The sequence below is a fragment of the Pseudomonas sp. R11-23-07 genome (assembly GCF_003852295.1).
In the GTDB taxonomy this organism is placed as follows: domain Bacteria; phylum Pseudomonadota; class Gammaproteobacteria; order Pseudomonadales; family Pseudomonadaceae; genus Aquipseudomonas.
The window spans coordinates 960,314-983,934 of the sequence record NZ_CP027761.1; the positions used below are offsets into that span (position 1 = coordinate 960,314).

General features: G+C 59.1%; 21 protein-coding genes. 6 read left to right on the forward strand and 15 right to left on the reverse strand.

Annotated elements, in window-relative coordinates:
• Window positions 1-196 precede the first annotated feature (196 nt).
• From C4J84_RS04160 to C4J84_RS04175, 4 genes are all read left to right on the forward strand, one after another.
• Window positions 197-877 carry a Fe2+-dependent dioxygenase gene (locus C4J84_RS04160; protein ID WP_124361261.1) on the forward strand — a complete coding sequence of 227 codons (681 nt, stop codon included), beginning with the start codon at window positions 197-199 and terminating at the stop codon, window positions 875-877.
• A gap of 1 nt (window position 878) precedes the next feature.
• The gene (locus C4J84_RS04165) at window positions 879-1,628 is read left to right on the forward strand and encodes a tetratricopeptide repeat protein (RefSeq protein ID WP_124369633.1); all 750 of its coding nucleotides are present in this window, start codon (window positions 879-881) and stop codon (window positions 1,626-1,628) included.
• Window positions 1,629-1,817: 189 nt separating this feature from the next.
• Complete coding sequence (locus tag C4J84_RS04170; RefSeq protein ID WP_124369634.1) at window positions 1,818-2,000, forward strand: type II toxin-antitoxin system HicA family toxin; 183 nt, start codon at window positions 1,818-1,820, stop codon at window positions 1,998-2,000.
• A gap of 55 nt (window positions 2,001-2,055) precedes the next feature.
• Window positions 2,056-2,457 carry a type II toxin-antitoxin system HicB family antitoxin gene (locus C4J84_RS04175; RefSeq protein WP_124369635.1) on the forward strand — a complete coding sequence of 134 codons (402 nt, stop codon included), beginning with the start codon at window positions 2,056-2,058 and terminating at the stop codon, window positions 2,455-2,457.
• 75 nt (window positions 2,458-2,532) lie between these two features.
• Here the strand turns inward: C4J84_RS04175 and C4J84_RS04180 are convergent, their stop codons facing one another.
• From C4J84_RS04180 to C4J84_RS04200, 5 genes are all read right to left on the reverse strand, one after another.
• Window positions 2,533-3,696 (reverse strand): type III PLP-dependent enzyme, encoded by a 1,164-nt coding sequence (locus tag C4J84_RS04180; protein ID WP_124361263.1) that lies wholly within the window; start codon window positions 3,694-3,696, stop codon window positions 2,533-2,535.
• Between the two features lie 468 nt (window positions 3,697-4,164).
• The gene (locus C4J84_RS04185) at window positions 4,165-5,322 is read right to left on the reverse strand and encodes a betaine/proline/choline family ABC transporter ATP-binding protein (protein WP_124369636.1); all 1,158 of its coding nucleotides are present in this window, start codon (window positions 5,320-5,322) and stop codon (window positions 4,165-4,167) included.
• Window positions 5,319-5,972: an ABC transporter permease gene (locus tag C4J84_RS04190; RefSeq protein ID WP_124361264.1), complete on the reverse strand. Its 654-nt coding sequence runs from the start codon at window positions 5,970-5,972 to the stop codon at window positions 5,319-5,321. The genes C4J84_RS04185 and C4J84_RS04190 overlap by 4 nt, the downstream gene beginning before the upstream one ends.
• A gap of 11 nt (window positions 5,973-5,983) precedes the next feature.
• Window positions 5,984-6,880, reverse strand: a complete 897-nt coding sequence (locus C4J84_RS04195) for a glycine betaine ABC transporter substrate-binding protein (RefSeq protein WP_124369637.1) — start codon at window positions 6,878-6,880, stop codon at window positions 5,984-5,986.
• A 20-nt stretch (window positions 6,881-6,900) separates the two neighbouring features.
• On the reverse strand, window positions 6,901-7,617 hold the full coding sequence (locus C4J84_RS04200) for an ABC transporter permease (RefSeq protein WP_124365807.1): 717 nt from the start codon (window positions 7,615-7,617) through the stop codon (window positions 6,901-6,903).
• Window positions 7,618-7,949: 332 nt separating this feature from the next.
• Between C4J84_RS04200 and C4J84_RS04205 the strand changes: the two genes are divergently transcribed.
• Both C4J84_RS04205 and C4J84_RS04210 read left to right on the forward strand, forming a co-directional pair.
• Entirely contained in the window at window positions 7,950-9,533 is a 1,584-nt protein-coding gene (locus C4J84_RS04205) for a peptide chain release factor 3 (RefSeq protein WP_049710031.1), read from the forward strand.
• 296 nt (window positions 9,534-9,829) lie between these two features.
• The gene (locus tag C4J84_RS04210) at window positions 9,830-10,075 is read left to right on the forward strand and encodes a hypothetical protein (protein WP_124434959.1); all 246 of its coding nucleotides are present in this window, start codon (window positions 9,830-9,832) and stop codon (window positions 10,073-10,075) included.
• Window positions 10,076-10,170: 95 nt separating this feature from the next.
• Here C4J84_RS04210 and C4J84_RS04215 read toward each other — a convergent pair whose 3' ends face one another.
• The 10 genes from C4J84_RS04215 to C4J84_RS04260 all read right to left on the reverse strand — a co-directional run bounded on the left by C4J84_RS04215 (window position 10,171) and on the right by C4J84_RS04260 (window position 23,531).
• Complete coding sequence (locus C4J84_RS04215; protein ID WP_124369639.1) at window positions 10,171-10,530, reverse strand: hypothetical protein; 360 nt, start codon at window positions 10,528-10,530, stop codon at window positions 10,171-10,173.
• 400 nt (window positions 10,531-10,930) lie between these two features.
• On the reverse strand, window positions 10,931-11,902 hold the full coding sequence (locus tag C4J84_RS04220) for a peptide ABC transporter ATP-binding protein (protein ID WP_124361269.1): 972 nt from the start codon (window positions 11,900-11,902) through the stop codon (window positions 10,931-10,933).
• The gene (locus C4J84_RS04225; RefSeq protein WP_124361270.1) at window positions 11,902-12,870 is read right to left on the reverse strand and encodes an ABC transporter ATP-binding protein; all 969 of its coding nucleotides are present in this window, start codon (window positions 12,868-12,870) and stop codon (window positions 11,902-11,904) included. The genes C4J84_RS04220 and C4J84_RS04225 overlap by 1 nt, the downstream gene beginning before the upstream one ends.
• Before the next feature lie 10 nt (window positions 12,871-12,880).
• Window positions 12,881-13,792: an ABC transporter permease subunit gene (locus C4J84_RS04230; RefSeq protein WP_057724524.1), complete on the reverse strand. Its 912-nt coding sequence runs from the start codon at window positions 13,790-13,792 to the stop codon at window positions 12,881-12,883.
• Between the two features lie 10 nt (window positions 13,793-13,802).
• Entirely contained in the window at window positions 13,803-14,813 is a 1,011-nt protein-coding gene (locus C4J84_RS04235) for an ABC transporter permease subunit (protein WP_124361271.1), read from the reverse strand.
• 76 nt (window positions 14,814-14,889) lie between these two features.
• Complete coding sequence (locus tag C4J84_RS04240) at window positions 14,890-16,488, reverse strand: ABC transporter substrate-binding protein (protein ID WP_124403069.1); 1,599 nt, start codon at window positions 16,486-16,488, stop codon at window positions 14,890-14,892.
• Between the two features lie 80 nt (window positions 16,489-16,568).
• Complete coding sequence (locus tag C4J84_RS04245; protein WP_124434960.1) at window positions 16,569-17,963, reverse strand: OprD family outer membrane porin; 1,395 nt, start codon at window positions 17,961-17,963, stop codon at window positions 16,569-16,571.
• 171 nt (window positions 17,964-18,134) lie between these two features.
• Entirely contained in the window at window positions 18,135-19,739 is a 1,605-nt protein-coding gene (locus C4J84_RS04250) for an ABC transporter substrate-binding protein (RefSeq protein ID WP_124434961.1), read from the reverse strand.
• 303 nt (window positions 19,740-20,042) lie between these two features.
• Window positions 20,043-21,671: an ABC transporter substrate-binding protein gene (locus C4J84_RS04255; RefSeq protein WP_124365814.1), complete on the reverse strand. Its 1,629-nt coding sequence runs from the start codon at window positions 21,669-21,671 to the stop codon at window positions 20,043-20,045.
• A gap of 258 nt (window positions 21,672-21,929) precedes the next feature.
• Window positions 21,930-23,531: an ABC transporter substrate-binding protein gene (locus tag C4J84_RS04260; protein WP_124434962.1), complete on the reverse strand. Its 1,602-nt coding sequence runs from the start codon at window positions 23,529-23,531 to the stop codon at window positions 21,930-21,932.
• Window positions 23,532-23,621 lie beyond the last annotated feature (90 nt).

A 23,621-nucleotide genomic window follows, 5' to 3' on the forward strand; every position in this document is an offset into this window, starting at 1 on the left:
TTTCCCCAAGGATGTGAGGTCGCGGAATATAGGGCTAACAAGACTTTCTATCAATTGCGATACATTGCTATTCGCATCGAATTTACATTCTTTACACTTTTTGCTTACGGTTTTTACGGACTCGTTCGTCTCGACGTTTTACACAGAGGATAAGAATCAATACCATTGGCACCCCTCTGATCGCAGGTATTGCCCCATGTTGCTGCATATTCCCGGCCTGTTCTCGCGCGAGGAAGTGCAGCGCATTCGCCAAGCCCTGGAAGCGGCCGAATGGGCCGACGGCAAAGTCACTGCCGGCCATCAATCGGCCAAGGCCAAGCACAACCTGCAATTGCCCGAAGGCCACCCGTTGGCCAAGGAAATCGGCGCGGCGATGCTGGAGCGCTTGTGGAGCAACCCGCTGTTTATGTCAGCGGCGTTACCGCACAAGGTGTTTCCGCCGTTGCTCAACTGTTACACCGCCGGTGGCAGTTTCGACTTCCATATCGACAACGCCGTGCGACAACCCAAAGGCAGCCACGAGCGCGTGCGCACCGATCTGTCGTCCACGCTGTTTTTCAGCGACCCCGACGAATACGACGGCGGCGAACTGGAAATCCAGGACACTTTCGGCCTGCAGCGCGTCAAGCTCCCCGCCGGCGATATGGTGCTGTACCCCGGCTCCAGCCTGCACAAGGTCAACGCGGTGACACGCGGCGCGCGCTACGCCTCGTTTTTCTGGACCCAGAGCCTGGTGCGCGAAGACAGCCAGCGCACCCTGCTGTTCGAAATGGACGGCGCCATCCAGCAACTGAGCCGCGACGTGCCCGATCACCCGGCGCTGATCCAGCTCACCGGCACCTATCACAACCTGCTGCGTCGTTGGGTCGAGGTCTGAGATGGGCTTTTTATTGCGTCGCCAGGAAGTGCTCAACGTCGAGCAGCTGCAATCGATGCTTGATGATTCCCCGGTGCGCGCGGCCCAGGCGATCCTGATCGCGGCCAGGGAAGGCGTGGTCGATGCCCAGGCCTTGCTCGGGCAGATCCTGCTGGAAGGACGCGGCATCGCACGCGATGAAACACTGGCGTTGCGCTGGTTCCGGATTGCCGCCCAGGGCGGGCATTTGATGGCGCGCAATATGATTGGGCGGTGTCTGGAGCATGGTTGGGGTTGCACGGTGGATGAGGCGGCGGCTGCGCGTGAATACCGGTTGGCAGCAGAGGCCGGGCTGGATTGGGGGCAGTACAACTATGCCAACCTATTGGCGACCGGTCGTGGCGTTGTGCAAGATCAGGCCCAAGCGCTGATGCTTTATCGCCAGGCGGCAGAGCAGGGCCATGCCAAGTCGATGAACCTGGTGGGGCGTTATCTGGAAGACGGGCAGTATTGCCCGAGGGATTTTGAAGCGGCCGTTGAGTGGTACCGGCGTTCAGCCGAAGCCGGGGATTTTCGTGGGCAGTTCAGTTATGCGGCGGTGTTGGCGGATAGTGGCCGAATCGAAGCGGCACTGGAGTGGTTGTACAAGGCGCTGGCAGGCGGGAATCTCAAGTTCTTACGGATAGCACACCAGACGCTGGCAGCGGCCAACCATCCACAGATTCGCGCGATGGCTGAAGCCTTTCGGCACCGGGCTGCCGATCTCTCTTAACTCATCTGAGCCAGACCGGGGCACAAAAACTGACATTTGATCGGTGGCGAAAATAGCTCGCACATCGTCATCATTCCGTCACATAAGCCCGCTTGAAGGTTAAGCGGGCTTTTTCATTGGTGTGACTCGTGTGTATAAAAAAGCGCATTGCTGACTGGCGTGTGTAATATACACACCAAGGGTGAGGCGATGAGAAGTCGAGAGGTGATTGAGCTACTGGTGGCGGACGGTTGGTTTGAGGTGGCGGTGAAGGGTAGTCATCACCAATTCAAACATCCAGTGAAGCGAGGGCGGGTGACGGTCCCTCATCCCAAGTCAGAACTTGCAAAGGGCACTCTGCATAGTATTTTCAGATCGGCAGGCCTGAAATGATGGCCCCGATTGATAAGTTGAATGAGCTCCGAGAAGCTCATTCAGAGGAGGAACAATGAAATTTCCCGTGGTAGTCCATAAAGATGCTGATTCGGATTACAGCGTGACGGTTCCGGATATTCCGGGATGTTTCTCGGCCGGAGGATCTTTTTCCGAAGCGCTGGACAATGTGCGTGAGGCGATCGCGCTGCATCTGGAAGGATTGGTTGCCGATCAGGAAGTGCTCCCCCAGGCGCTGGAGGTCGATGCACATTTGGATAATCCGGATTTTGTCGGCGGTGTATGGGCGATAGTCGACTTTGATCTCACGCCTTATCTGGGCAAGTCAGTCCGTTTTAACGCTTCCTTGCCGGAACAGTTGCTGTTGCGCATTGACGAGCGGGTGCTGAAGGATCATCGGTATGCGTCGCGGTCAGGTTTTCTGGCGACGGCAGCGCTGCGTGAGCTATCTGCCTGACGAAATGCGCGACATTCCACCTGACAGCCATAAAAAAACCCATGACACGTCATGGGTTTTTTATACGCAGCGTGCTTACACGTAAAACGACTTCAACGGCGGAAACCCATTGAACTCAACTGCGCTGTAGCTGGTGGTATAGGCACCGGTCGACAGCCAGTACATGCGGTCACCAATGGCCAGGTTCAGCGGCAGGCCGTACTTGTAGTTTTCGTACATGATGTCGGCGCTGTCGCAGGTCGGGCCGGCGATGACCACTTCTTCCATCTCGCCTTTTTTCTCGGTCCAGATCGGGAACTTGATGGCTTCGTCCATGGTTTCGATCAGGCCGGAGAATTTGCCCACGTCCGTGTACACCCAACGCTCGACGGCGGTGCGCGATTTACGCGCCACCAGCACCACTTCGCTGACCAGGATGCCGGCGTTGGCGATCAACGAGCGGCCGGGTTCGAGGATGATTTCCGGCAGTTCATCACCGAAGTCTTCCTTGAGGAAACGGATGATTTCCTCGGCGTAGGTTTCCAGGCTGTTGGTGCGGGTGATGTAGTTGGCCGGGAAGCCGCCGCCCATGTTGATCAGCTTCAGATGAATGCCGTCTTCTTCCTTCAGGCGTTCGAAGATCACTTTGACCTTGGCGATCGCCGCATCCCATACGCTGATGTCGCGCTGCTGCGAGCCGACGTGGAACGAGATGCCGTAAGGCACCAGGCCCAGGTCGCGGGCGAGGATCAGCAGGTCCATGGCCATGTCGGTCTGGCAGCCGAACTTGCGCGACAACGGCCAGTCAGCCGTGGTGGAGCCTTCGGTGAGGATACGCACATAGACTTTCGAGCCCGGCGCGGCCTTGGCGATGTTACGCAGGTCGGCTTCGGAGTCGGTGGAGAACAGGCGCACGCCTTTCTCATAGAAGTAGCGGATGTCCTTGGACTTCTTGATGGTGTTGCCGTAGCTGATACGGTCGGCGCTGACGCCGCGGTCCATGACCTTGTCCAGCTCGTAGATCGACGCGATGTCGAAGCTCGAACCCTTGTCTTTCAACAGGTCGATGATCTCGACAGCCGGGTTGGCCTTGACCGCGTAATACACCTTGGCGAATTCGAAACCGGCGCGCAGGTCATCGTAGGCCTGGCTGATCATCGCGGTGTCGATCACCACGAACGGGGTTTCTTGCTTGTCGGCGAACGCCTTCATTTTGTCAAACGTGGCGCGCGCGAAATAGTCTTCGACGTTGATCGACATGCTGGGAACTCCTAAGGGCAAACTGTAGTAATCAATGGGTGCAACTGAACGTCCTCCGTATCCCCACTTTGGTTCGCCTACTTCCCAAGGCATGTCGCCGAAAGCAAAAAGGCCATGGGATACGCTTCCCTTGGCCTTGCTGTCTCGTCGTCAGTACTTGAGCCGGATGGATCGTTTCCAGCATGGACGTTCGGCGCGAACTTTAGGGCTTGATGGGCGTGGGATCAACTAAAAATGTCGCGTTTTTGCACGCGTTCGTCGCGCGACCCCGTGCAGCTACTATGTAACCGACCGGTGTGACGGATTGATGTTCCCCGGATGGGCGAATTGAGTGCATTTCCCTGACACCCTGCAGAGCCAATGTGGGAGGGGGCTTGCCCCCGATAGCGGTGGGTCAGCCAATACCTCAGTGACTGACCCACCGCTATCGGGAGCAAGCCCCCTCCCACATTTTTTTACCGCTTTGTGTCAGGCCAGTGCGGTCTCTGCAGGCGAAACGATACTGGTCTTGCCCCCACGCGACTTACCGGAACTCAGATAATCGGCAATCGACTCCTGGGTCACCTCACCCAAAAACACCCGCTCCGCATCCATCACCGGCAACCACGAACGGTTGAACTCGTACATCCGCGACAGCAGGATGCGCAAGTGCTCGTCATACGCGGCGGTGGCGTTGAATTCGCGCAGGTACTGGCCGCAGGTACCGGTCTGACGGTGCAAGTCGCGACGGCGTACATAGCCCAGCGCCTTATTCTCGGCGCAGGTGACCACCACATAGCGCCGGTCGTGCTCGTCCATCAGCTCCAGTGCATCGGCTACCGGCGTTTCCGGGCTCACCGACGGCGCGTTGTCCGCGGCATCTTCGGCCTTCACCAGCAGCAGGCGCTTGAGGGTGCTGTCCTGGCCGACGAAATTGCTCACGAACTCGTCCGCCGGGTGCGCCAGCAGCGTATCGGGATGGTCGATCTGCAGCAGCTTGCCGGCGCGGAAGATCGCAATCTTGTCGCCCAGCTTGATGGCCTCGTCGATGTCGTGGCTGACCATGATCACGGTCTTGTTCAGCGCACGCTGCATCTCGAAGAACTCGTTCTGGATCATCTCGCGGTTGATCGGGTCGACCGCGCCGAACGGTTCATCCATCAGCAGCAACGGGGCATCCGCCGCCAGGGCGCGGATCACGCCGATGCGCTGTTGCTGCCCGCCCGACAGTTCACGCGGATAGCGATGCAGATACTGCTTGGGTTCCAGCTTGATCATGCTCATCAGCTCGCGGGCGCGGTCGTGGCATTTCTGCTTGTCCCAGCCGAGCAGTTTGGGCACCACGACGATGTTTTCTTCGATGGTCATGTTCGGGAACAGGCCGATCTGCTGGATCACATAGCCGATATTGCGCCGCAGGGTCACTTCATCGAGGTCGGTGGTGTCTTCGCCGTTGATCAGGATCTTGCCCGAGGTGGGCTTGATCAGGCGATTGATCATTTTCAGCGTGGTGCTCTTGCCGCAGCCCGAAGGGCCGAGGAACACACAAATCTCGCCTTCGTTGACGGTCAGGCTGACATCGTTGACGGCGGTGACAGTCTTGCCGTTGCTTTGAAAAGTCTTGGACAGGTTTTGAAGTTCGATCATTTGAGCAATCCTTTTGGAGTCAGCGAGCGTTGCAGCCATTGCAAGAGCAGGTCGGCAAAGATGGCCAGGAGACTGACCAGTACGGCGCCGACGATCAGCATCGACATGTCGCTGCGGCTGATGGAAGCCAGAATAAGTACACCCAGGCCGCCGGCACCGATGGTGGCGGCGATGGTCATCACGCCGATGTTCATCACCACGGCGGTGCGCACACCGGCGAGGATCACCGGCACGGCAATCGGCAGCTCGACCATGCGCAGGCGCTGGGCGAAGGTCATGCCGATGCCTTTGGCGGCCTCGCGAATGCCCGGTTCGACACCGGTGAGCGCCAGGTAGGTGTTACGCATGATTGGCAACAGGGAATAGAGAAACACGGCGGTGATCGCCGGCATCGGCCCCAGGCCCTGGCCGAACTTGGAGTAGAACGGCAGCAACAGGCCGAACAGCGCGATGGACGGTACGGTCAGCAGCACCGTAGCGCTGGCCTGCAGCGGGCCGGCCAGGGTCGGGAAACGCGTCATCAGGATGCCCAGGGGCACGCCGATCAAGATCGCGAGGACAACCGCGACGCCGACCAGGGTGATGTGCTGCCAGGTCAGTTGCAGGACTTGGGCCCAATCAAGATGAGAAAAGGCGTTGAGAAATTCCATGTCTTTTCCTCTTATTGATTGATCGGGTGCTGGCGCAGGAAATCTGCGGCAACAGCGGACGGGCTTTCATGGTCGACGTCGACCCGCGCATTCAGCTGGCGCATGGTTGCGTCGTCGAACAGCGCGGCCAGTGGCTTGAGCTCGGCCGCCAGTTGCGGGTGCTGGTCGAGATATTCCTGGCGGATCACCGGGGCGGCGGTGTAGTCCGGGAAGTAGTGCTTGTCGTCTTCGAGCAGCTTCAGTTTGAAGGCATTCAGGCGACCGTCGGTGGTGTAGACCAGGCCGGCAAACACCTGGCCATTGCGCAGCGCGGTGTAGACCAGCCCGGCGTCCATCTGCCGGGTGTTTTTGCGCGTGAGGTTCATGTCGTACAGCTTGACCATGCCGGCCAGGCCGTCGGAGCGGTTGGCGAACTCGGTGTCCAGGGCGACCAGGCGGTGTTCCCGGGTGTCTGCGGCCATGGCGTGGGTGAGGTCACTGATGCTGTTGATTTCGGGATGTTCCTTGGCGACTTTCTCCGGCAACGCCAGGGCGTAGGTGTTGCTGAAGCGCGACGGCGAGAGCCAGACCAGGCCTTTTTTTGCGTCGAGTTCCTTCACGCGAGCGTAGGACTGAGCGCTGTCGAGTTTCTCGTCGATGTGGTTGTACGCCACCAGCGACACGCCGGTGTATTCCCAGATCAGGTCCAGTTGCCCGCTTTCCTGGGCGCTGCGCGCCAGGTTACTGCCCAGGCCACCGGTCACGCGGGCGTCGTAGCCCTTGGTGCGCAGGTACTGGGAGGTGATTTCGGCGAGCAGGGTCTGTTCGGTGAACACCCGTGCGCCGATGCGGATTACCGGTTTTTCAGCGGCTTGCGCAAAACCTGCAAACAGCAGGACGCAGCTCAATATCAAGGTCAGTTTTTTCATGTGATTTCCTTTGCCAAGCCTTAAGACGGACGCAACCCGCGTTCCAGCCAGAGGCGGCTGGCCATGGTCACCAGGCCGTCGAGCAGCAATGCCAGCAGTGCGGTGCATGCGGCACCGAGCAGCAGTTGCGGCTGGTTGTTCAGGGCGATGCCGGGGAAGATCAGGCTGCCCAGGCTGTTGGCGCCGATCAGGAACGCCAGCGGTGCGGTGCCGACGTTGATCGCCAGGGCCACACGCACGCCACCGATGATGATCGGCACGGCGTTGGGCAACTCCACGCGAAACAGCACCTGGCGTGGCGTCATGCCGATACCGGTGGCGGCTTCTTTCAGCGAGCCTTGAACGTTTTTCAGGCCTTCGTACGTGTTGCGCACGATGGGCAGGAGGGAGGCGAGGAACAGCGCGAAAATGGCCGGGCCGCTGCCGATGCCGAGGACGCCGAGGGCGATGGCCAGTACGGCCAGGGGAGGGACGGTGTTGCCGATGTTGAAGATCTGCATGAAGCGTTCTGCACGCCCGACCATGTTCGGTCGACTGAGCAGGATGCCGGCGGGGAGGCCCACAATCAGGGCGGCCAGCATGGAAACTAAAACCAGAATCAGATGAGCTTGCAGGTAAAACAACAAATCGTCGCGGTACAGTTCGATCGTGTTGATGCCGATCCAGTGGACCAGCAGGGCCAGGAGCGCGACGACAACCGCACCTCCTATCAGCCCTTTGCCATAGCGAATAGCCACAGGCGGACTCCTTTTTTTCTTTTGTCGGCGAACACATTCTCCGGTGGCAATGCCATGGCTGGCTGCCTCTGAATGAGTTCGCGAAAAGCAGCTCGCCGATACTGGCAACGCAGTATGCGATCGAGCCATGAGCGCAGCCTCGTCAGGCTAACTTGCTGATTTTTCAGCCCCTGTTCCGAGTGCGATAGCAGGGGAGTGGACGTCTCTACCTTTTAAAAGGTTCCACACTTGGGAGCATTTAGCCACCCCCAATGGGCTCAACGGTGGTCTGTAACCCTGGGTTTGCGCTATACTCGCCGCCCTTTTTTGACTCACCTGCCAGGCGATTTCCCATGACCCACCAGGCCGCCGAAGTCGCGAAACGCCGCACTTTCGCTATTATTTCCCACCCCGATGCCGGTAAAACCACCATCACCGAAAAGCTCCTGCTGATGGGCAAGGCAATCGCGGTGGCCGGCACGGTGAAATCCCGCAAATCCGACCGCCATGCGACATCCGACTGGATGGAGATGGAGAAGCAACGGGGTATTTCCATTACCACGTCGGTCATGCAGTTCCCGTATCGCGACCACATGGTCAATCTGCTCGACACCCCAGGCCACGAAGACTTCTCCGAAGACACCTACCGCACCCTCACTGCGGTGGACTCGGCGCTGATGGTCCTCGACGGCGGTAAAGGCGTCGAGCCACGCACCATCGCGTTGATGGATGTGTGCCGTTTGCGCGACACGCCGATTGTCAGCTTCATCAACAAACTCGACCGCGATATTCGTGACCCCATCGAGCTGCTGGATGAAATCGAAGCCGTCCTGAAGATCAAGGCTGCGCCGATCACCTGGCCGATTGGTTGCTACCGCGACTTCAAGGGCGTGTACCACCTGGCCGACGACTACATCATTGTCTACACCGCCGGCCATGGTCATGAGCGCACCGATGTGAAAATCATCGAAAAGCTCGACTCCGACGAAGCCCGCGCCCACCTGGGCGACGAGTACGACCGCTTTGTCGACCAGCTCGAACTGGTACAGGGCGCCTGCCATGAGTTCAACCAGCAGGAGTTCCTCGACGGTCAACTGACCCCGGTGTTCTTCGGTACCGCCCTGGGCAACTTCGGTGTCGATCACGTCCTCGACGCCGTGGTGGATTGGGCACCGAAGCCCCTTGCCCGTGTCGCCAACGAGCGCACCGTGGAACCGGTCGAAGAAAAATTCACCGGCTTCGTGTTCAAGATCCAGGCGAACATGGACCCCAAGCACCGTGACCGCATCGCCTTCATGCGTATCTGCTCCGGCCGCTACGAAAAAGGCATGAAGATGCGCCACGTGCGCACCGGCAAGGACGTGCGCATCGGCGACGCCCTGACGTTCTTCTCCTCCGAGCGTGAACAGCTCGAAGAAGCCTACGCCGGCGACATCATCGGCCTGCACAACCACGGCACCATCCAGATCGGCGACACCTTCACCGAAGGCGAAGCACTGGGCTTCACCGGCATCCCGCACTTCGCCCCGGAACTGTTCCGCCGCGTACGCCTGCGCGATCCGCTGAAATCCAAGCAACTGCGCCAGGGCTTGCAACAGTTGGCCGAAGAAGGCGCCACCCAGGTGTTCTTCCCCGAGCGCAGCAACGACATCATCCTCGGCGCCGTGGGTGTGCTGCAGTTCGACGTGGTCGCCAGCCGCTTGAAAGAGGAATACAAGGTCGAGTGCTCCTATGAGCCGATCACCGTGTACTCCGCGCGCTGGATCGATTGCAGCGATAAGAAGAAGTTGGAAGAGTTCTCCAACAAAGCGGTGGAAAACCTGGCGATCGACGGCGGTGGTCACCTGACTTACCTGGCGCCGACCCGGGTCAACCTGGCGCTGATGGAAGAGCGCTGGCCGGATGTGAAATTCCGGGCGACTCGCGAGCATCATTAAGGGCTGAGCGGTAAAGAACAGGGCGAAGCTGTGATGGCTTCGCCCTTTTTTATGCCTGCTGCAAAGCCAAAATATGGGAGGGGGCACACTGTAGGAGCGAGCTTGCTCGCGAAAAACGTCCAGGCAACGCGTTCATTCTGGATAAACGCGGGGGCCCTGAGTTCTTCGCGAGCAAGCTCGCTCCTACAGTATTGAGGGCTTGCCCCCTCCCGCATTTGGATCTTCATAACGCCATGAATTGGCGAGAACCCGGCTTCGGGTCTAGCGTTTACCCACCGACTGTAAAGGAGACTACCGTGCGAAATGCTCAACGTGTCATCTCTTTGGTGTTGCTGGCCATCCTGGGAGTGACGGCCCTTCCGGCGTTGGCCGACGCCGGGGCGCCCCAGTGGAAAGACACCGGCCCGGTCACCAAGAAAAAGCAGAACGAGGTCAACTCGGGCAGTTGGAAACCGCAGCCCCAGCCCACAGACGTCAGGGATCCGGAAAACCCCATCAATGAAGGGGAAGACAGTGTGACCTTCGACGACGGCGAAACCTGATGCCCCTGAGGGTGACCGCAATTCCTGATGAGGCATACAAAAGGGCGAAGCTGTCATGGCTTCGCCCTTTTTTGTATTTAGGAAATGACGGTTAGTTACGGGTGGTTTTGCCCCACTCGCAACAGTTTCAATGCCAGTTGGGTGCCCGCCTGGATGTATTCAACTTGTGCATACATCGCATCTTTTACATAGGCTTCCCCCAGGTCTGTAACTTCCTGCGATGCAGCATACTCTGCGCTCAGGTACAGCAAATGCATGGAGATATCCATCGAGTTCTGAAACGATTTAAGCGTGTTGTTTGGCCCTAATTCGTCAATGACCTTCTGCCAGCGAAGGTCGGCTTCGGCTTGGAGGGTCTTGTATTCGGCCATTGAAACCTCATCATCGGCATAGATGTCGTTAAGAAGGGTTTCCAAGGATTTGGAGATAGAGCATTTTTCGCGGATGACAGTCATGAGATAGCCCGTTTGTTAATGATGAGAGTCGGGCATTCTTAATCAGGCTTTATGGAATTAGAAGCGCATTATCTTTGTTTTTTAGTTGCCGTTACATATTTAAGAAGTTTTCTTTTTGGCTTGAAGTTAGAGCGTGGAAGTCGTGTGGGAAGTTTGTAATTGTTTGGGTGGAAACTACCGCGACGATTCGGACGAAGGCGACAGCCAGACATAGGCCGTGCGCAAAAAGAAGCCCCTCCCGCCCGGCTGATGCGCAACCTGGCGGGAAGGGCCGTAGAACTCAGACTTTGATCGTTCCCACGCTCCGCGTGGGAATGCATCCCTGACGCTCCGCGTCACCTCAACGGCGGGACGCGGAGCGTCCTAGGCGGCATTCCCACGCGGAGCGTGGGAACGATCGTCAGGCCACGAACTGCTCCGCATAGTGGCAAGCCACCTGGCGGTTATCCAACGGCCGCAACAGCGGCTCCTCGGTGCTGCACCGCGCCGTCGCGTACGGGCAACGCTTGTGGAACGCGCAACCCGACGGCGGGTTCAGTGGGTTGGGCAGCTCGCCGACGATCTTGATCTTGGGTTTGTTCGGGTCCGGGTGGATGGTCGGCGTGGCCGACAGCAGCGCCTGGGTGTACGGGTGCAGGGGGCGGGCGTAGATGTCTTCCTTGGGGCCCACTTCCACCGGGCGGCCGAGGTACATCACCATCACGTCATCGGCAACGTGCTGCACCACCGCGAGGTTGTGGGAGATGAACACGTAGGCCGTGTTGAATTCCTGCTGCAGGTCCATGAACAGATTGAGCACCTGGGCCTGGATCGACACGTCCAGTGCCGAGGTCGGTTCATCCGCCACCAGCACTTTGGGTTGCAGCATCATCGCTCGGGCCAGGGCGATACGCTGGCGCTGGCCACCGGAGAACATGTGCGGGTAGCGCTGATAATGCTCAGGGCGCAGGCCCACTTGCTTCATCATCGCCTGCACTTTCTCGCGGCGTTCGGCGGCGGACAGGTTGGTGTTGATCAGCAACGGCTCGCCGAGCTGATCACCGACTTTCTGCCGTGGGTTCAACGAGGCGTACGGGCTCTGGAACACCATCTGTACGTCTTTGCGCAACTGCTTGCGCTGGGCCTTGTCGGCACCGGCCACTTCCTGGCCGGCAATTTTAAGCGAGCCGGATGACGGCTCTTCGATCAGCGTGAGGGCGCGGGCCAGGGTGGACTTGCCGCAACCCGACTCGCCCACGACGGCAAGGGTCTTGCCGGCTTCCAGTTCGAAAGACACACCATTGAGGGCACGCACCGTAGCGTGGCCCTTGAACAGGCCACGGGACACTTCGTAGTGACGGGTCAGGTCGCGGGCGGTAAGAACGACGGCCATTACGCCACCTCCTGGTTCAAGGGGTAGAAGCAGCGCGCAAGGCTGTTGGTTTTCGGGTCGAGCGCAGGGCGCTCGGTACGGCAGTTCTCACGCACATACGGGCAGCGCGGCGACAGCAGGCAACCTTGCGGGCGGTCGTAACGGCCGGGCACGATACCCGGCAGCGTGGCCAGGCGTGTGGCGCCCAGGCTGTGCTCGGGGATCGCCTTGAGCAGCGCTTCGCTGTAAGGGTGCGCTGGAATGTCGAACAGTTGCGGGACCTGGCCGACTTCAACGGCCTGGCCGGCATACATCACGCACACGCGCTGGGCGGTTTCAGCCACCACCGCGAGGTCGTGAGTGATCAGCACCAGACCCATGTTCTGCTCTTTTTGCAGGGCCAGCAGCAGGTCCATGATCTGCGCTTGAATCGTGACGTCCAACGCGGTGGTCGGTTCGTCGGCGATCAGCAGTTTCGGCTCGCCGGCAATCGCCATGGCGATGGCCACGCGCTGGCTCATACCGCCGGACAGCTGGTGCGGGTAGGCATCCATACGGCTGGAAGCGCCAGGGATTTCCACTTTTTCCAACAGTTCGATGGCGCGCTTGCGCGCTTGCTTGCCAGACATTTTCAGGTGCAGGCGCAGCACTTCTTCAATCTGGAAGCCCACGGTGTAGCTGGGGTTCAGCGCAGTCATCGGGTCCTGGAACACCATCGCCAGGTCTTTGCCGACGATCTGGCGACGCTGGCGGTTGCTCAGCTTGAGCATGTCCTTGCCGTCGAAGTTCAGGGCGTCGGCGGTGACGATGCCGGGATGCTCGATCAGGCCCATCAGCGCCATCATGGTCACGGATTTACCCGAGCCCGACTCGCCAACGATGGCCAGGACTTCGCCTTTGTCGACGGTAATGTCGAGGCCATCGACCACTGGCACGGCGGTCTCGTCGCCGAAGCGAACGTTGAGATTCTTGATTTCTAACAGTGACATGGGAATCTCCTCAGGCGGCGTTCTTGAGTTTCGGGTCCAGCGCGTCGCGCAGGCCGTCACCCATCAAGTTGATTGCCAGCACGCTGAGCAAAATGGTCAAGCCCGGCAAGCTCACGACCCACCAGGCGCGTTCGATATAGTCGCGGGCCGATGCCAGCATGGTGCCCCACTCCGGCGTTGGCGGTTGTACGCCAAGGCCGAGGAAGCCCAGGGCGGCGGCATCGAGGATCGCCGACGAGAAACTCAAGGTGGCCTGCACGATCAGCGGCGCCATGCAGTTGGGCAGCACGGTGATAAACATCAGGCGGGGCAGGCCGGCACCGGCCAGGCGCGCGGCGGTCACGTAGTCGCGGTTCAGTTCGCCCATCACTGCGGCGCGGGTCAGACGCACGTAGGACGGCAGCGACACAATGGCGATGGCGATCACGGTGTTGATCAGGCCAGGGCCGAGGATGGCGACAATCGCCACGGCCAGCAGCAGCGACGGCAGGGCCAGCATGATGTCCATCAAGCGCATGATGGTCGGGCCCAGCAGGCGCGGGAAGAACCCGGCGAACAGGCCGAGCAGGATGCCCGGGATCAGCGACATCACCACGGAGGACAAGCCGATCAACAGCGACAGGCGCGAACCCTGGATCAGGCGCGAGAGCAAATCCCGGCCCAGTTCATCGGTGCCCAGCAGGAACTGGATCTGCCCGCCTTCCAGCCATGATGGCGGGGTGAGCAGGAAGTCGCGGTATTGCTCGCTCGGGTTATGCGGTGCAACCCAAGGGGCGAAGATCGCGCAGAACACGATCAGCAACATGAACAGCAGGCCGGCAACTGCGCCTTTGTTCTTGGAGAAGGCTTGCCAGAATTCTTTGTACGGAGACGGGTACAGCAGGCTCTGATCGACTGCTGACACTGGAGTAGAGGTAGTCATGGTCATGATCTCAGCGCTGGTGACGGATGCGTGGGTTGGCGAAGCCGTAGAGGATGTCCACCACGAAGTTCACCAGGATCACCAGGCAGGCGATCAACAGAATGCCGTTTTGCACCACCGGGTAGTCCCGCGCGCCAATGGCTTCGATCAGCCATTTGCCGATGCCGGGCCACGAGAAGATGGTTTCGGTCAGTACCGCACCGGCCAGCAACGTGCCGACTTGCAGGCCGACCACGGTCAATACCGGGATCAGCGCATTGCGCAGGCCGTGCACGAACACCACGCGCGCCGGCGACAGGCCCTTGGCCTTGGCGGTACGGATGTAGTCTTCGCGCAGCACTTCGAGCATCGACGAGCGGGTCATCCGCGCAATCACCGCCAGCGGGATGGTGCCCAGCACGATGGCCGGCAGGATCAGGTGGTGCAGTGCGTCCCAGAACGCGTCCGGCTCGTCGGCCAGCAGGGTGTCGATGAGCATGAAGCCGGTGCGCGGCTCGATGTCGTAGAGCAGGTCGATACGCCCGGAAACCGGGGTCCAGCCCAGGCTCACCGAGAAGAACATGATCAGGATCAGGCCCCACCAGAAGATCGGCATCGAATATCCCGCCAGGGAGATGCCCATCACCCCATGGTCGAACAGGGATCCTCGTTTCAAGGCCGCGATCACCCCGGCCAACAGGCCCAGGATACCGGCGAACAACAGGGCGGCGATGGACAGTTCCAGGGTCGCCGGAAAGAGTGCGGTGAACTCGGTCCACACGCTGGTGCGGGTACGCAGCGATTCGCCAAGGTCGCCCTGGGCGAGCTTGCCGACGTAATCCAGATATTGCGCATACAGCGGCTTGTTAAGGCCAAGGCGCTCCATTGCCTGGGCATGCATTTCGGGGTCAACCCGCCGCTCGCCCATCATGACTTCTACGGGGTCGCCTGGAATCATGCGAATCAACGCAAAGGTCAGCAACGTGATGCCGAAGAACGTGGGGATCAATAACCCCAGTCGGCGGGCAATAAAACTAAACATCTTGGTGTGTACCTCAATCAGCCGGTTAGGCAGGTTCGGCGCCGTCAGGGTCGACGGCGCCGAGCGTTTTTCTTATTTACTTCACCTGGGTGGTGGCGAAGTTATTAGTCCCCAGAGGGCTTTGGGTGAAGCCTTCTACGTTCTTGCGCATGGCGGTGAACAGTTTCGGATAAGCCATGGGAAGCCATGGTTGGTCCTTGTCGAAAACGTCCTGGGCTTGTTCATAGAGTGCGGCGCGCTGGGCGGGTTCAGCGGTGGCGCGCGCTTTGTCGATCAAGTCCTGAAACTCTTTGTTACACCAGCGCGCGTAGTTTTCGCCGTTTTTCGCTGCATCGCAACTCAGGTTTGGCGTCAGGAAGTTGTCAGGGTCGCCGTTATCACCGACCCAGCCAGCCGAAACCATATCGTGCTCGCCGTTTTTAGCGCGCTTGAGCATCTCGCCCCATTCCATGACTTTGATATTCACCTTCAGGCCGATCTGCGCCAGATCCGCCTGCATGCGCTGGGCACCAAGCATCGGGTTGGGGTTGGTCGGGCCGCCGCCGTTACGGGTGAACAGGGTGAATTCGGTGCCTTCCGGCACGCCGGCTTCCTTGAGCAGGGCGCGGGCCTTGTCCAGATCGCGAGGCGGATTCTTCAGTTTGTCGCTGAAACCCAGCAAGGTCGGCGGATAAGGACCAGTCCCCACCACCGCATTGCCTTTGCCGAACAGCGCTTCGGTGTAGCCGGCCTTATCGAACGCGATGTTGATCGCGTGACGCACCCGCGCATCGCTCATGTATTTGTGGGTCGTGTTCAACGCGGTGTAACTGGTGGTCATCGCCGCCAGTTCATCGACTTTCAGGTTTGGGTCTTTCTTGATGCTTGGAATGTCATCCGGCTTGGGGAACAGCGCGATCTGGCATTCATTGGCCTTGAGCTTCTGCAGGCGCACGTTGTTATCGGTGCTGATCGCCAGGATCAGCGGGTCGACTGCCGGTTTGCCACGGAAGTAGTCGGGGTTGGCCTTGAAGCGCGCCTGGGCGTCTTTCTGATACCGGGTGAAGATGAACGGGCCAGTGCCGATGGGCTTGGCGTTGAGGTCTTCGGTCTTGCCGGACTTGAGCAACTGGTCGGCGTATTCCTTCGAATGGATTGAAGAGAATGCCATGCCCAGGTCGGCCAGGAAGGGTGCTTCAGGACGGGTCAGGGTAAAGACGACGGTGTGGTCATCGGTCTTCTCTACGCTCTTGAGCAGTTCCTTGAAGCCCATGCTTTCGAAATACGGGTAGCCCACGAGGGACTTTTTATGCCAAGGGTGATTCGGGTCCAGCTGACGCTGGAAACTCCAAAGCACGTCGTCGGCGTTCAGGTTGCGCGTGGGTTTGAAATAGTCGGTGGTGTGGAACTTGATGTCGTCACGCAGGTGAAAGGTGTAGGTCAGGCCATCGGCGCTGATCTCGGGCAGGTCTTTGGCCAGCGCGGGAACGACTTCGGTGGTGCCGGGCTTGAAGTCCACCAGGCGGTTGAACATGGTTTCCGCAGCGGCGTCAGCGGTCACGGCGGTGGTATACAGGACCGGGTCAAAACCTTCCGGGCTGGCTTCGGTGCAGACCACCAGCGGTTTGGCCGATACGCCGATCGCCACGCTCAGCAGCGCAGCGGCCATGGCAGCTTGTAACGGGAGCATTTTCATTCAGAGCCCTCTGCAATCGATGGAGCCAGAAACGCGTAGGCGGCGGGCTCGTCCTGAGCCCGCCGCCTGCCTGGCGCTAATTAAAGAATGTTGAACGGAATGGTGGTGACCAGACGGAACTCTTTGATGCTGCCGTCGGACTGGAACTCGCTGCCACGGTGCTCAACATAGGTTGCGCGCACGGTAGTGGCTTTGAGTGGGCCGTTTTGCAGGGCATAAGAAGCGCCTACACCGTATTCCTGGTGCTTCTCGCCGTCCTGGGACTGGATACCGTCGTAGGCGAACTTGGCCCGGCCGTTGTTGCCGGTGTAGTGGGTGCCGTCGATGTCCCAGCCGCGCGCCGAGTAGGCGTTGAACTTCAGACCTGGCACGCCGTATTCGGCCATGTTGATGGCGTAGGCGATCTGGAAGGACTTCTCGTTCGGGCCGTTGAAGTCCGAGGTCAGGGAGTTGGCCAGGTAGATGCCGTTGGTTTCGTGCAGGTAGTCGAAGTACTCGTTACCGTTCACTTGCTGGTAAGCGAAGGTCAGGCTGTGTGCCTGGTGAGTCAGGCCCAGGGACAGGGAGAAGGTATCGTTGTCGATTTCCCCCATCTCTTTTTTGCCTTCATCGACCGTCTTGTAGTAGTTGAAACCGGTGGTCAGGCCCAGTTGCTTGGCGTCGCCCAATTCGTGGGTAGCACCGAAGTAGTACTGGTTCCAGAAGTCCTTCACGTTGGCGGCGAAGAAGCTGGTCTTCAGGCTTTTCAGCGGCTGGTAGTTCACACCCAGGGTGGAGACTTTGTCGGTTTCTGCGCCATTGCCGTATTCGCTGCGGAATTTCGACAGGCTTTGTTCGCTACGCGGTGACACGCGATCGAAAACACCGCCCTGGAACGACAGGTTGCTGAACTCTTCGCTGTTGAAGCTCACACCCTGGAAGCTGGAAGGCAGCGCACGGTTGCCGATGGTATCGACGATGCCGCTGCTGAAGTTCTGGCGACCGGCGGTCAAGGTGGTGTTGGACACGCGGAACTGCACGTTGGCCAGACCCAGCTTGCTCCACTGGTCTACGGCGTCGCCGTTGGAGTCGGCCAGGGTGCGGTTGGAGCCGCCTTTGATGTCACGCTTGCTGCGGTCCAGCACCAGCGCGTTGTACACCGCCACTTCGGTCTTGACGCCAACAGTGCCCTGGGTGAAACCCGAGCTGGCGTTGAGGATGGTGCCCTGTACCCAGTTGGTACGGTTACGGTCGGTCAGGGTCTGACCATGCTTCTGGTAAGCGAAGGTGCCCCCACGGTATTTGCTTTCATGGGAGTACCAGTTACGCGTGGTACCGCCCAGGCTGAAATCTTCGATAAAGCCTTTGGCTTCGCTTTGCGCGCTGGTGCCGGCCAGGGTGGTAGGAACGAAGTCCTGGCTCTGCGTTTCAGCGTAGGCGGTGGCCGTGATACTGCTGATGGCCAAGGCCAGAAGCGCTTTGCTGCTCAGTTTCATGGGTGAAGCTCCTTTGGTTCTCTTTTTTATGCCGGTCTTTTTAGGTGAACCGGCTATTGGGTGTGTAACTCGTTCAAGCTATTGCAAACGTTTGGCGTAGGAAAAATCCCAACAAAAGGCTGCACGTTTGCCGAAGGGCCGCTTGGCCCTTCGCCATCCGGTTATTTTTTCTTATGGGGTGATACTGACGCCCGAGAACACGTTGCGGCCGAAGGGGCTCACCTTGAAGCCTTCGACTTTGGCGCTCAACGGCTGGTTGACCGTCGAGTGGGCGACTGGCGTAATCGGCACCTGCTGCTTGAGCAGTTGCTGCGCCTGTTTGTACAGAACAGTCCTTTGTTCGCGGTCGGTCACGACCTTGGCTTGCTTGATCAGCTTGTCGTACGCCGGGTCACACCACATGGAGTAGTTGTTCCCGCCGATGGCGTCGCAGCTGTAGAGGGTACCCAGCCAGTTGTCCGGGTCACCGTTGTCACCGGTCCAGCCGATCAGGCTGACATCGTGCTCGCCGTTCTTGGTGCGCTTGATGTATTCGCCCCATTCGTAGCTGACGATTTTCACTTTCAGGCCGATCTTGGCCCAATCGTTCTGCAGCATTTCCGCCATCAGCTTGGCGTTGGGGTTGTACGGACGTTGCACCGGCATCGCCCACAGGGTGATCTCAGTGCCTTCCTTCACGCCGGCGGCCTTGAGCAGTTCCTTGGCTTTTTCCGGGTTGTAGGCGGCGTCCTTGATGCTGTCGTCGTAGGACCACTGGGTCGGCGGCATGGCGTTGACCGCCAGTTGCCCGGCGCCCTGGTACACCGCGTTGAGGATGCTCTGCTTGTTCACCGCCATGTCCAGCGCCTGGCGCACTTCGAGCTGGTCGAAGGGTTTGTGGCGCACGTTGTAGGCGATGTAGCCAAGGTTGAAGCCGGGCTTGGTCAGCAGTTGCAGGCTCGGGTCGGCCTTGAGCGCGTCGACGTCAGCGGGACGCGGGTGCAGGGTGACCTGGCATTCGCCGGCCTTGAGCTTCTGCACACGCACCGAGGCGTCGGTATTGATGGCGAAGATCAACTGGTCGAGCTTGACCTTGCTGGGGTCCCAATACTGTTTGTTGGCCACATAGCGAATCTGCGAGTCTTTCTGATAACGCTGGAACACGAACGGGCCAGTGCCGATGGGCTTCTGGTTGATATCGCTGGGTTTGCCTTCCTTGAGCAATTGCTCGGCATACTCGGCCGAGAGGATTGCGGCGAAGCTCATGGCGATGTTTTGCACGAACGCGGCATCCACCGTATTCAGGGTGATCACCACGGTGTGCGGGTCGGTTTTTTCAACCTTGGCAATGTTCTTGTTCAGGCTCATGCCGTTGAAGTACGGAAACTCGGTAGGGTAGGCCTTGCGGAACGGGTGGTCGGGGTCAAGCATGCGGTTGAACGTGAACAGCACGTCGTCGGCATTGAAGTCGCGCGTCGGCTTGAACTCCTTGTTGCTGTGGAACTTCACCCCTTCGCGCAGATGAAAGGTGTAGGTCAGCCCGTCTTCGGAAATATCCCACTTGGTTGCCAGCCCAGGCACTACATCAGTCGCACCTTTTTCGAACTCGACCAGGCGGTTGTATAACGGCTCAGCGGCATCGTTGTCGGTGGCGGTGGTGTATTGCGCCGTGTCAAAGCCCGCCGGGCTGCCCTCGGAGCAGAACACCAGGCTCTTCTTTTCGGCGGCCTGAGCCGTGGTGGCCACAGCCAGCAGGCTGGCGGCAAACATTGCGGATAGAACGGTGGTATGGCGCATGACGATTCCAATCCTTGTGTGTAGTTATCAACAGCGAGCAATCCCTCAGGCCTGTAGCCAAGGGGACATCACTGGTCCCACATGCGGTAAGTGCCTTTCCCAAATTGGTACCTCTGTAGTCCTACGACGTTATGGGTCGCGGACTTCACAGTAAATGCGCCAAATCGGATTGACCCTGTAGGCAACGGAGGCACGAAGCGCAGTTCATTGCTGTAAGGCGGCAACGCTTGCGGGTGTGGTCTGTTTCCTACGGGCCTGGCAGATGTAATAACGGCGACGTTATGAGCGTCGCCGTATCGATCCTTACTTGCCGCTTACGCTGACGCCATAGAAGGAGTTCAAGCCAAACGGGCTGATCTTGAAGTCCTGCACGGTGTTGCGCATGGGTTGATACACCGTCGAGTGCGCGATAGGTGTGTAAGGCAGTTCACGTTTAAGCAGTTGTTGCGCCTGTTTGTACAGTTCGGTGCGCTTGGCAACGTCTGTGGTCGCCTTGGCCTGGCTGATCAGGGCGTCGTAGTCTTTGTTGACGAATTTGGAGAAGTTGTTGCCGTTCAATGCCGGGGATGAAAACAGCGTGCCCAGCCAGTTGTCCGGGTCACCATTGTCACCGCTCCAGCCAATGATCATGGCCTGGTTCTCACCACCTTTGGAACGCTTGATGTACTCGCCCCACTCGTAGCTGACGATGTTGACCTTCAGGCCGATCTGTTTCCAGTCGCTCTGCAGCATCTCGGCCATCAGCTTGGCGTTCGGGTTGTACGGACGCTGTACTGGCATGGCCCACAGGGTGATCTCGGTGCCTTCCTTGATGCCGGCTTCCTTGAGCAGTTCCCTGGCTTTTGCCGGGTCGTACTTGGCATCCTTGATAGTGGTGTCATACGACCACTGGGTTGGCGGCATGGCGTTGACGGCCAGTTGGCCAGCGCCCTGGTACACGGAGTCGATGATCTGCTGCTTGTTCACCGCCATGTCCAGCGCCTGGCGAACCCGCAGGTCAGCCAATGGGTTCGGCGTGGTCTGGCCTTTAAGCACAGGCATCACGTTGTAGGCGATGTAACCCAGGTTGAAACCGGCCTGGTGCGGCATCTTCATGTCCTTGTCCGCTTCCAGTGGCTTGATGTCCGCCGGGCGAGGATAGGCCGTGATCTGGCACTCGTTCTTCTTCAGTTTCTGGATGCGAACCGATGGGTCCGTGGAGATTGCGAAGATCAGGTTGTCGATCTTGACGTCTTCAGGCTTCCAGTATTCCTTGTTGCCGGTGAAGCGAATATTGGAGTCTTTCTGGTAGCTCTTGAACACGAACGGGCCAGTGCCGATTGGCTTCTGGTTGATGTCGCTGGCCTTGCCTTCCTTCAACAGCTGGGCGGCGTATTCGGCCGACTGGATCGAGGCGAAGCTCATCGCCAGGTTCTGGATGAAGGCGGCGTCCACGGTGCCAAGGGTGAACTTGACGGTGTGGTCATCGACTTTTTCGATGTTCTTGATGTTCTTGTCCATCTCCATGTCGGAGAAGTACGGGAACTCAGTGGGGTAGGCTTTGCGGAACGGGTCGTCCTTGTTGATCATGCGGTTGAACGTGAAGAGCACGTCATCGGCATTGAATTCACGCGTCGGCTTGAAATACGGGGTGGTGTGGAACTTGACGCCTTCCCGAAGGTGGAAGGTATACGTCAGGCCGTCCGGGGACACGTCCCAGCTGGTAGCAAGGCCAGGAATCACGGCGGTGCCGCCACGTTCGAACTGGCTCAGGCGGTTGAACATGGTTTCGGCCGAGGCATCGAAGTCTGTTCCGGTGGTGTACTGGCCTGGGTCAAAACCGGCCGGGCTCCCTTCGGAGCAGAACACCAGGTTAGTTGCCGCTTGGGCAAACGGGGCTGCGGCCATAAGGCCAGCGCTCACTAAGAACGGAAGGACTGCGTGTTTAAGCATGTTGGCCTCATGATTTGTTGTCATTTTTGGTGGTGAGGGCGACCTCGTGAGTCGGCCTGCGGATACTTATGCAGGCGCCATACCCATTGCAAGATGTTGAACGGTTGCAAGCGCCAAACAGTGGGACGGGCGTACAAGAATGTCGCATTTATGAAAGTTTCGACATAAATGCATCTATTTGGCGGGTTTTTTCGGTGCGCCGCGCGCACCGAAAAGGCCCAACCGACGTGTCTAGTGCACTCGGTTGGGGCGTTGTTGTTACTTATCTAGACTCACGCCATAGAAGGGTGTCAGCCCAAAGGGGCTGATCTTGAAATCGCGAACTTCCTTGCGCAGCGGCTGGAAAACTGTCGAGTTCGCAATAGGCGTTATAGGTACTTGTTCCTTAAGGATTTGTTGAGCCTGCTGATACCACTTGATGCGCTGCTCGCGGTCGTTGCTGACCTTGGCCTGCTGCACCAGCTTGTCATAGGCCGGGTTACACCATTTGGCGTAATTGCTGCCCTTGACCGCGGCACAACTGTAGAGCACGCCGAGCCAGTTATCCGGGTCGCCGTTATCGCCGGTCCAGCCGTAGATCATGGCGTCATGCTCGCCATTTTTGGCGCGCTTGATGTATTCGCCCCACTCATAGCTGACGATGTTGGCCTTGATGCCGACCTTGGCCCAATCCTGCTGGATCATTTGTGCCGACATGCGCGCGTTCGGGTTGGAAGCGCGTTGCACGGTCATTGCCCACAGGTTGATGGTGGTACCTGGTGCAACCCCTGCTTCTTTTAGTAGCGCCCGGGCCTTGGCCGGGTCGTAGGGGGCGTCCTTGATCGTCGGGTCATAAGACCACTGCGCGGGAGGGAGAGCGTTCTGCGCCAATTGCCCGGCGCTTTGGTAAACGGCCTTGATGATGGCCGGTTTGTCGATGGCCATATCCAGCGCCTGGCGCACCTTGAGTTGGTCCAGCGGCGGGTGGGTGACGTTGTACGCCAGGAAACCCAAATTGAAGCCGGCCTGCTGCTGCACGCGCAGGTTTGGGTCCTGCTTGATCACCTCGATGTCGGACGGGCGCGGGTAGCCGCTGACCTGACATTCACCCGCCTTGAGTTTCTGCACGCGCGCGGCGGCGTCAGGGGTGATGGCGAATACCAGGTTGTCGAGCTTCACGTCCTCGGGTTTCCAGTACTGCTTATTGGCAACGTAGCGGATCTGCGAGTCTTTCTGATAGCGCTTGAACACGAACGGGCCGGTGCCGACCGGTTTCTGATTGATGTCCTCGGCCTTGCCCTGTTCCAAGAGCTGGGCGGCATATTCGGCCGATTGCACCGAAGCGAAACTCATCGCCAGGTTCTGTACGAACGATGCATCAACGTTGTTCAGGTTGAAGCGCACGGTGTGTTCGTCGAGTTTGTCGAGGCTCTTGATCGTGGTGTTCAAGCCCATGTCGGTGAAGTAGGGCGACTCGGAGGGGTAGGCCTTGCGAAACGGGCTCTCGGCATCCAGCAGGCGGTTGAAGGTAAACACCACGTCATCGGCGTTGAAGTCGCGGGTGGGGGTGAAGAAATCGGTGGTATGGAACTTGACGCCGTCGCGCAGGTGGAAGGTATAGGTGAGACCGTCTTCGGAGACCTCCCAACGGGTGGCGAGGCCGGGCTCGACTTCGGTACCGCCGCGCTTGAACTGGGTAAGGCGGTTGAACACGGTTTCGGCGGAGGCGTCGAACTCGGTGCCGCTGGTGTATTGGCTGGGGTCGAAGCCGGCGGGGCTGGCTTCGGAGCAGTAGACCAGGGTGGTGGCCGCCTGGGCCAGTGGCGTGAAGGCCAGAATGCCGGCGGCGAGAAGTAGCGGTTTGAAGATGATTCTTTCCATGATGCCCCCTGAAATGACAGACATAAAGCGCTGCCCGAACTCAAACGAAGATAACCGAGGTTGTCGTCAGTGTGGGAGTGACGATAGGTT

What these genes read in the sequence shown, in the direction of transcription:
- C4J84_RS04175 (WP_124369635.1), top strand. Translation starts at nt 2,056, where the DNA reads ATGAAATTTCCCGTGGTAGTCCATAAAGATGCTGATTCGGATTACAGC.
- C4J84_RS04250 (WP_124434961.1), bottom strand. Translation starts at nt 19,739, where the DNA reads ATGCGCCATACCACCGTTCTATCCGCAATGTTTGCCGCCAGCCTGCTG.
- C4J84_RS04205 (WP_049710031.1), top strand. Translation starts at nt 7,950, where the DNA reads ATGACCCACCAGGCCGCCGAAGTCGCGAAACGCCGCACTTTCGCTATT.
- C4J84_RS04220 (WP_124361269.1), bottom strand. Translation starts at nt 11,902, where the DNA reads ATGGCCGTCGTTCTTACCGCCCGCGACCTGACCCGTCACTACGAAGTG.
- C4J84_RS04170 (WP_124369634.1), top strand. Translation starts at nt 1,818, where the DNA reads ATGAGAAGTCGAGAGGTGATTGAGCTACTGGTGGCGGACGGTTGGTTT.
- C4J84_RS04240 (WP_124403069.1), bottom strand. Translation starts at nt 16,488, where the DNA reads ATGAAAATGCTCCCGTTACAAGCTGCCATGGCCGCTGCGCTGCTGAGC.
- C4J84_RS04160 (WP_124361261.1), top strand. Translation starts at nt 197, where the DNA reads ATGTTGCTGCATATTCCCGGCCTGTTCTCGCGCGAGGAAGTGCAGCGC.
- C4J84_RS04190 (WP_124361264.1), bottom strand. Translation starts at nt 5,972, where the DNA reads ATGGAATTTCTCAACGCCTTTTCTCATCTTGATTGGGCCCAAGTCCTG.
- C4J84_RS04185 (WP_124369636.1), bottom strand. Translation starts at nt 5,322, where the DNA reads ATGATCGAACTTCAAAACCTGTCCAAGACTTTTCAAAGCAACGGCAAG.
- C4J84_RS04225 (WP_124361270.1), bottom strand. Translation starts at nt 12,870, where the DNA reads ATGTCACTGTTAGAAATCAAGAATCTCAACGTTCGCTTCGGCGACGAG.
- C4J84_RS04230 (WP_057724524.1), bottom strand. Translation starts at nt 13,792, where the DNA reads ATGACTACCTCTACTCCAGTGTCAGCAGTCGATCAGAGCCTGCTGTAC.
- C4J84_RS04255 (WP_124365814.1), bottom strand. Translation starts at nt 21,671, where the DNA reads ATGCTTAAACACGCAGTCCTTCCGTTCTTAGTGAGCGCTGGCCTTATG.
- C4J84_RS04235 (WP_124361271.1), bottom strand. Translation starts at nt 14,813, where the DNA reads ATGTTTAGTTTTATTGCCCGCCGACTGGGGTTATTGATCCCCACGTTC.
- C4J84_RS04260 (WP_124434962.1), bottom strand. Translation starts at nt 23,531, where the DNA reads ATGGAAAGAATCATCTTCAAACCGCTACTTCTCGCCGCCGGCATTCTG.
- C4J84_RS04245 (WP_124434960.1), bottom strand. Translation starts at nt 17,963, where the DNA reads ATGAAACTGAGCAGCAAAGCGCTTCTGGCCTTGGCCATCAGCAGTATC.
- C4J84_RS04215 (WP_124369639.1), bottom strand. Translation starts at nt 10,530, where the DNA reads ATGACTGTCATCCGCGAAAAATGCTCTATCTCCAAATCCTTGGAAACC.
- C4J84_RS04195 (WP_124369637.1), bottom strand. Translation starts at nt 6,880, where the DNA reads ATGAAAAAACTGACCTTGATATTGAGCTGCGTCCTGCTGTTTGCAGGT.
- C4J84_RS04180 (WP_124361263.1), bottom strand. Translation starts at nt 3,696, where the DNA reads ATGTCGATCAACGTCGAAGACTATTTCGCGCGCGCCACGTTTGACAAA.
- C4J84_RS04165 (WP_124369633.1), top strand. Translation starts at nt 879, where the DNA reads ATGGGCTTTTTATTGCGTCGCCAGGAAGTGCTCAACGTCGAGCAGCTG.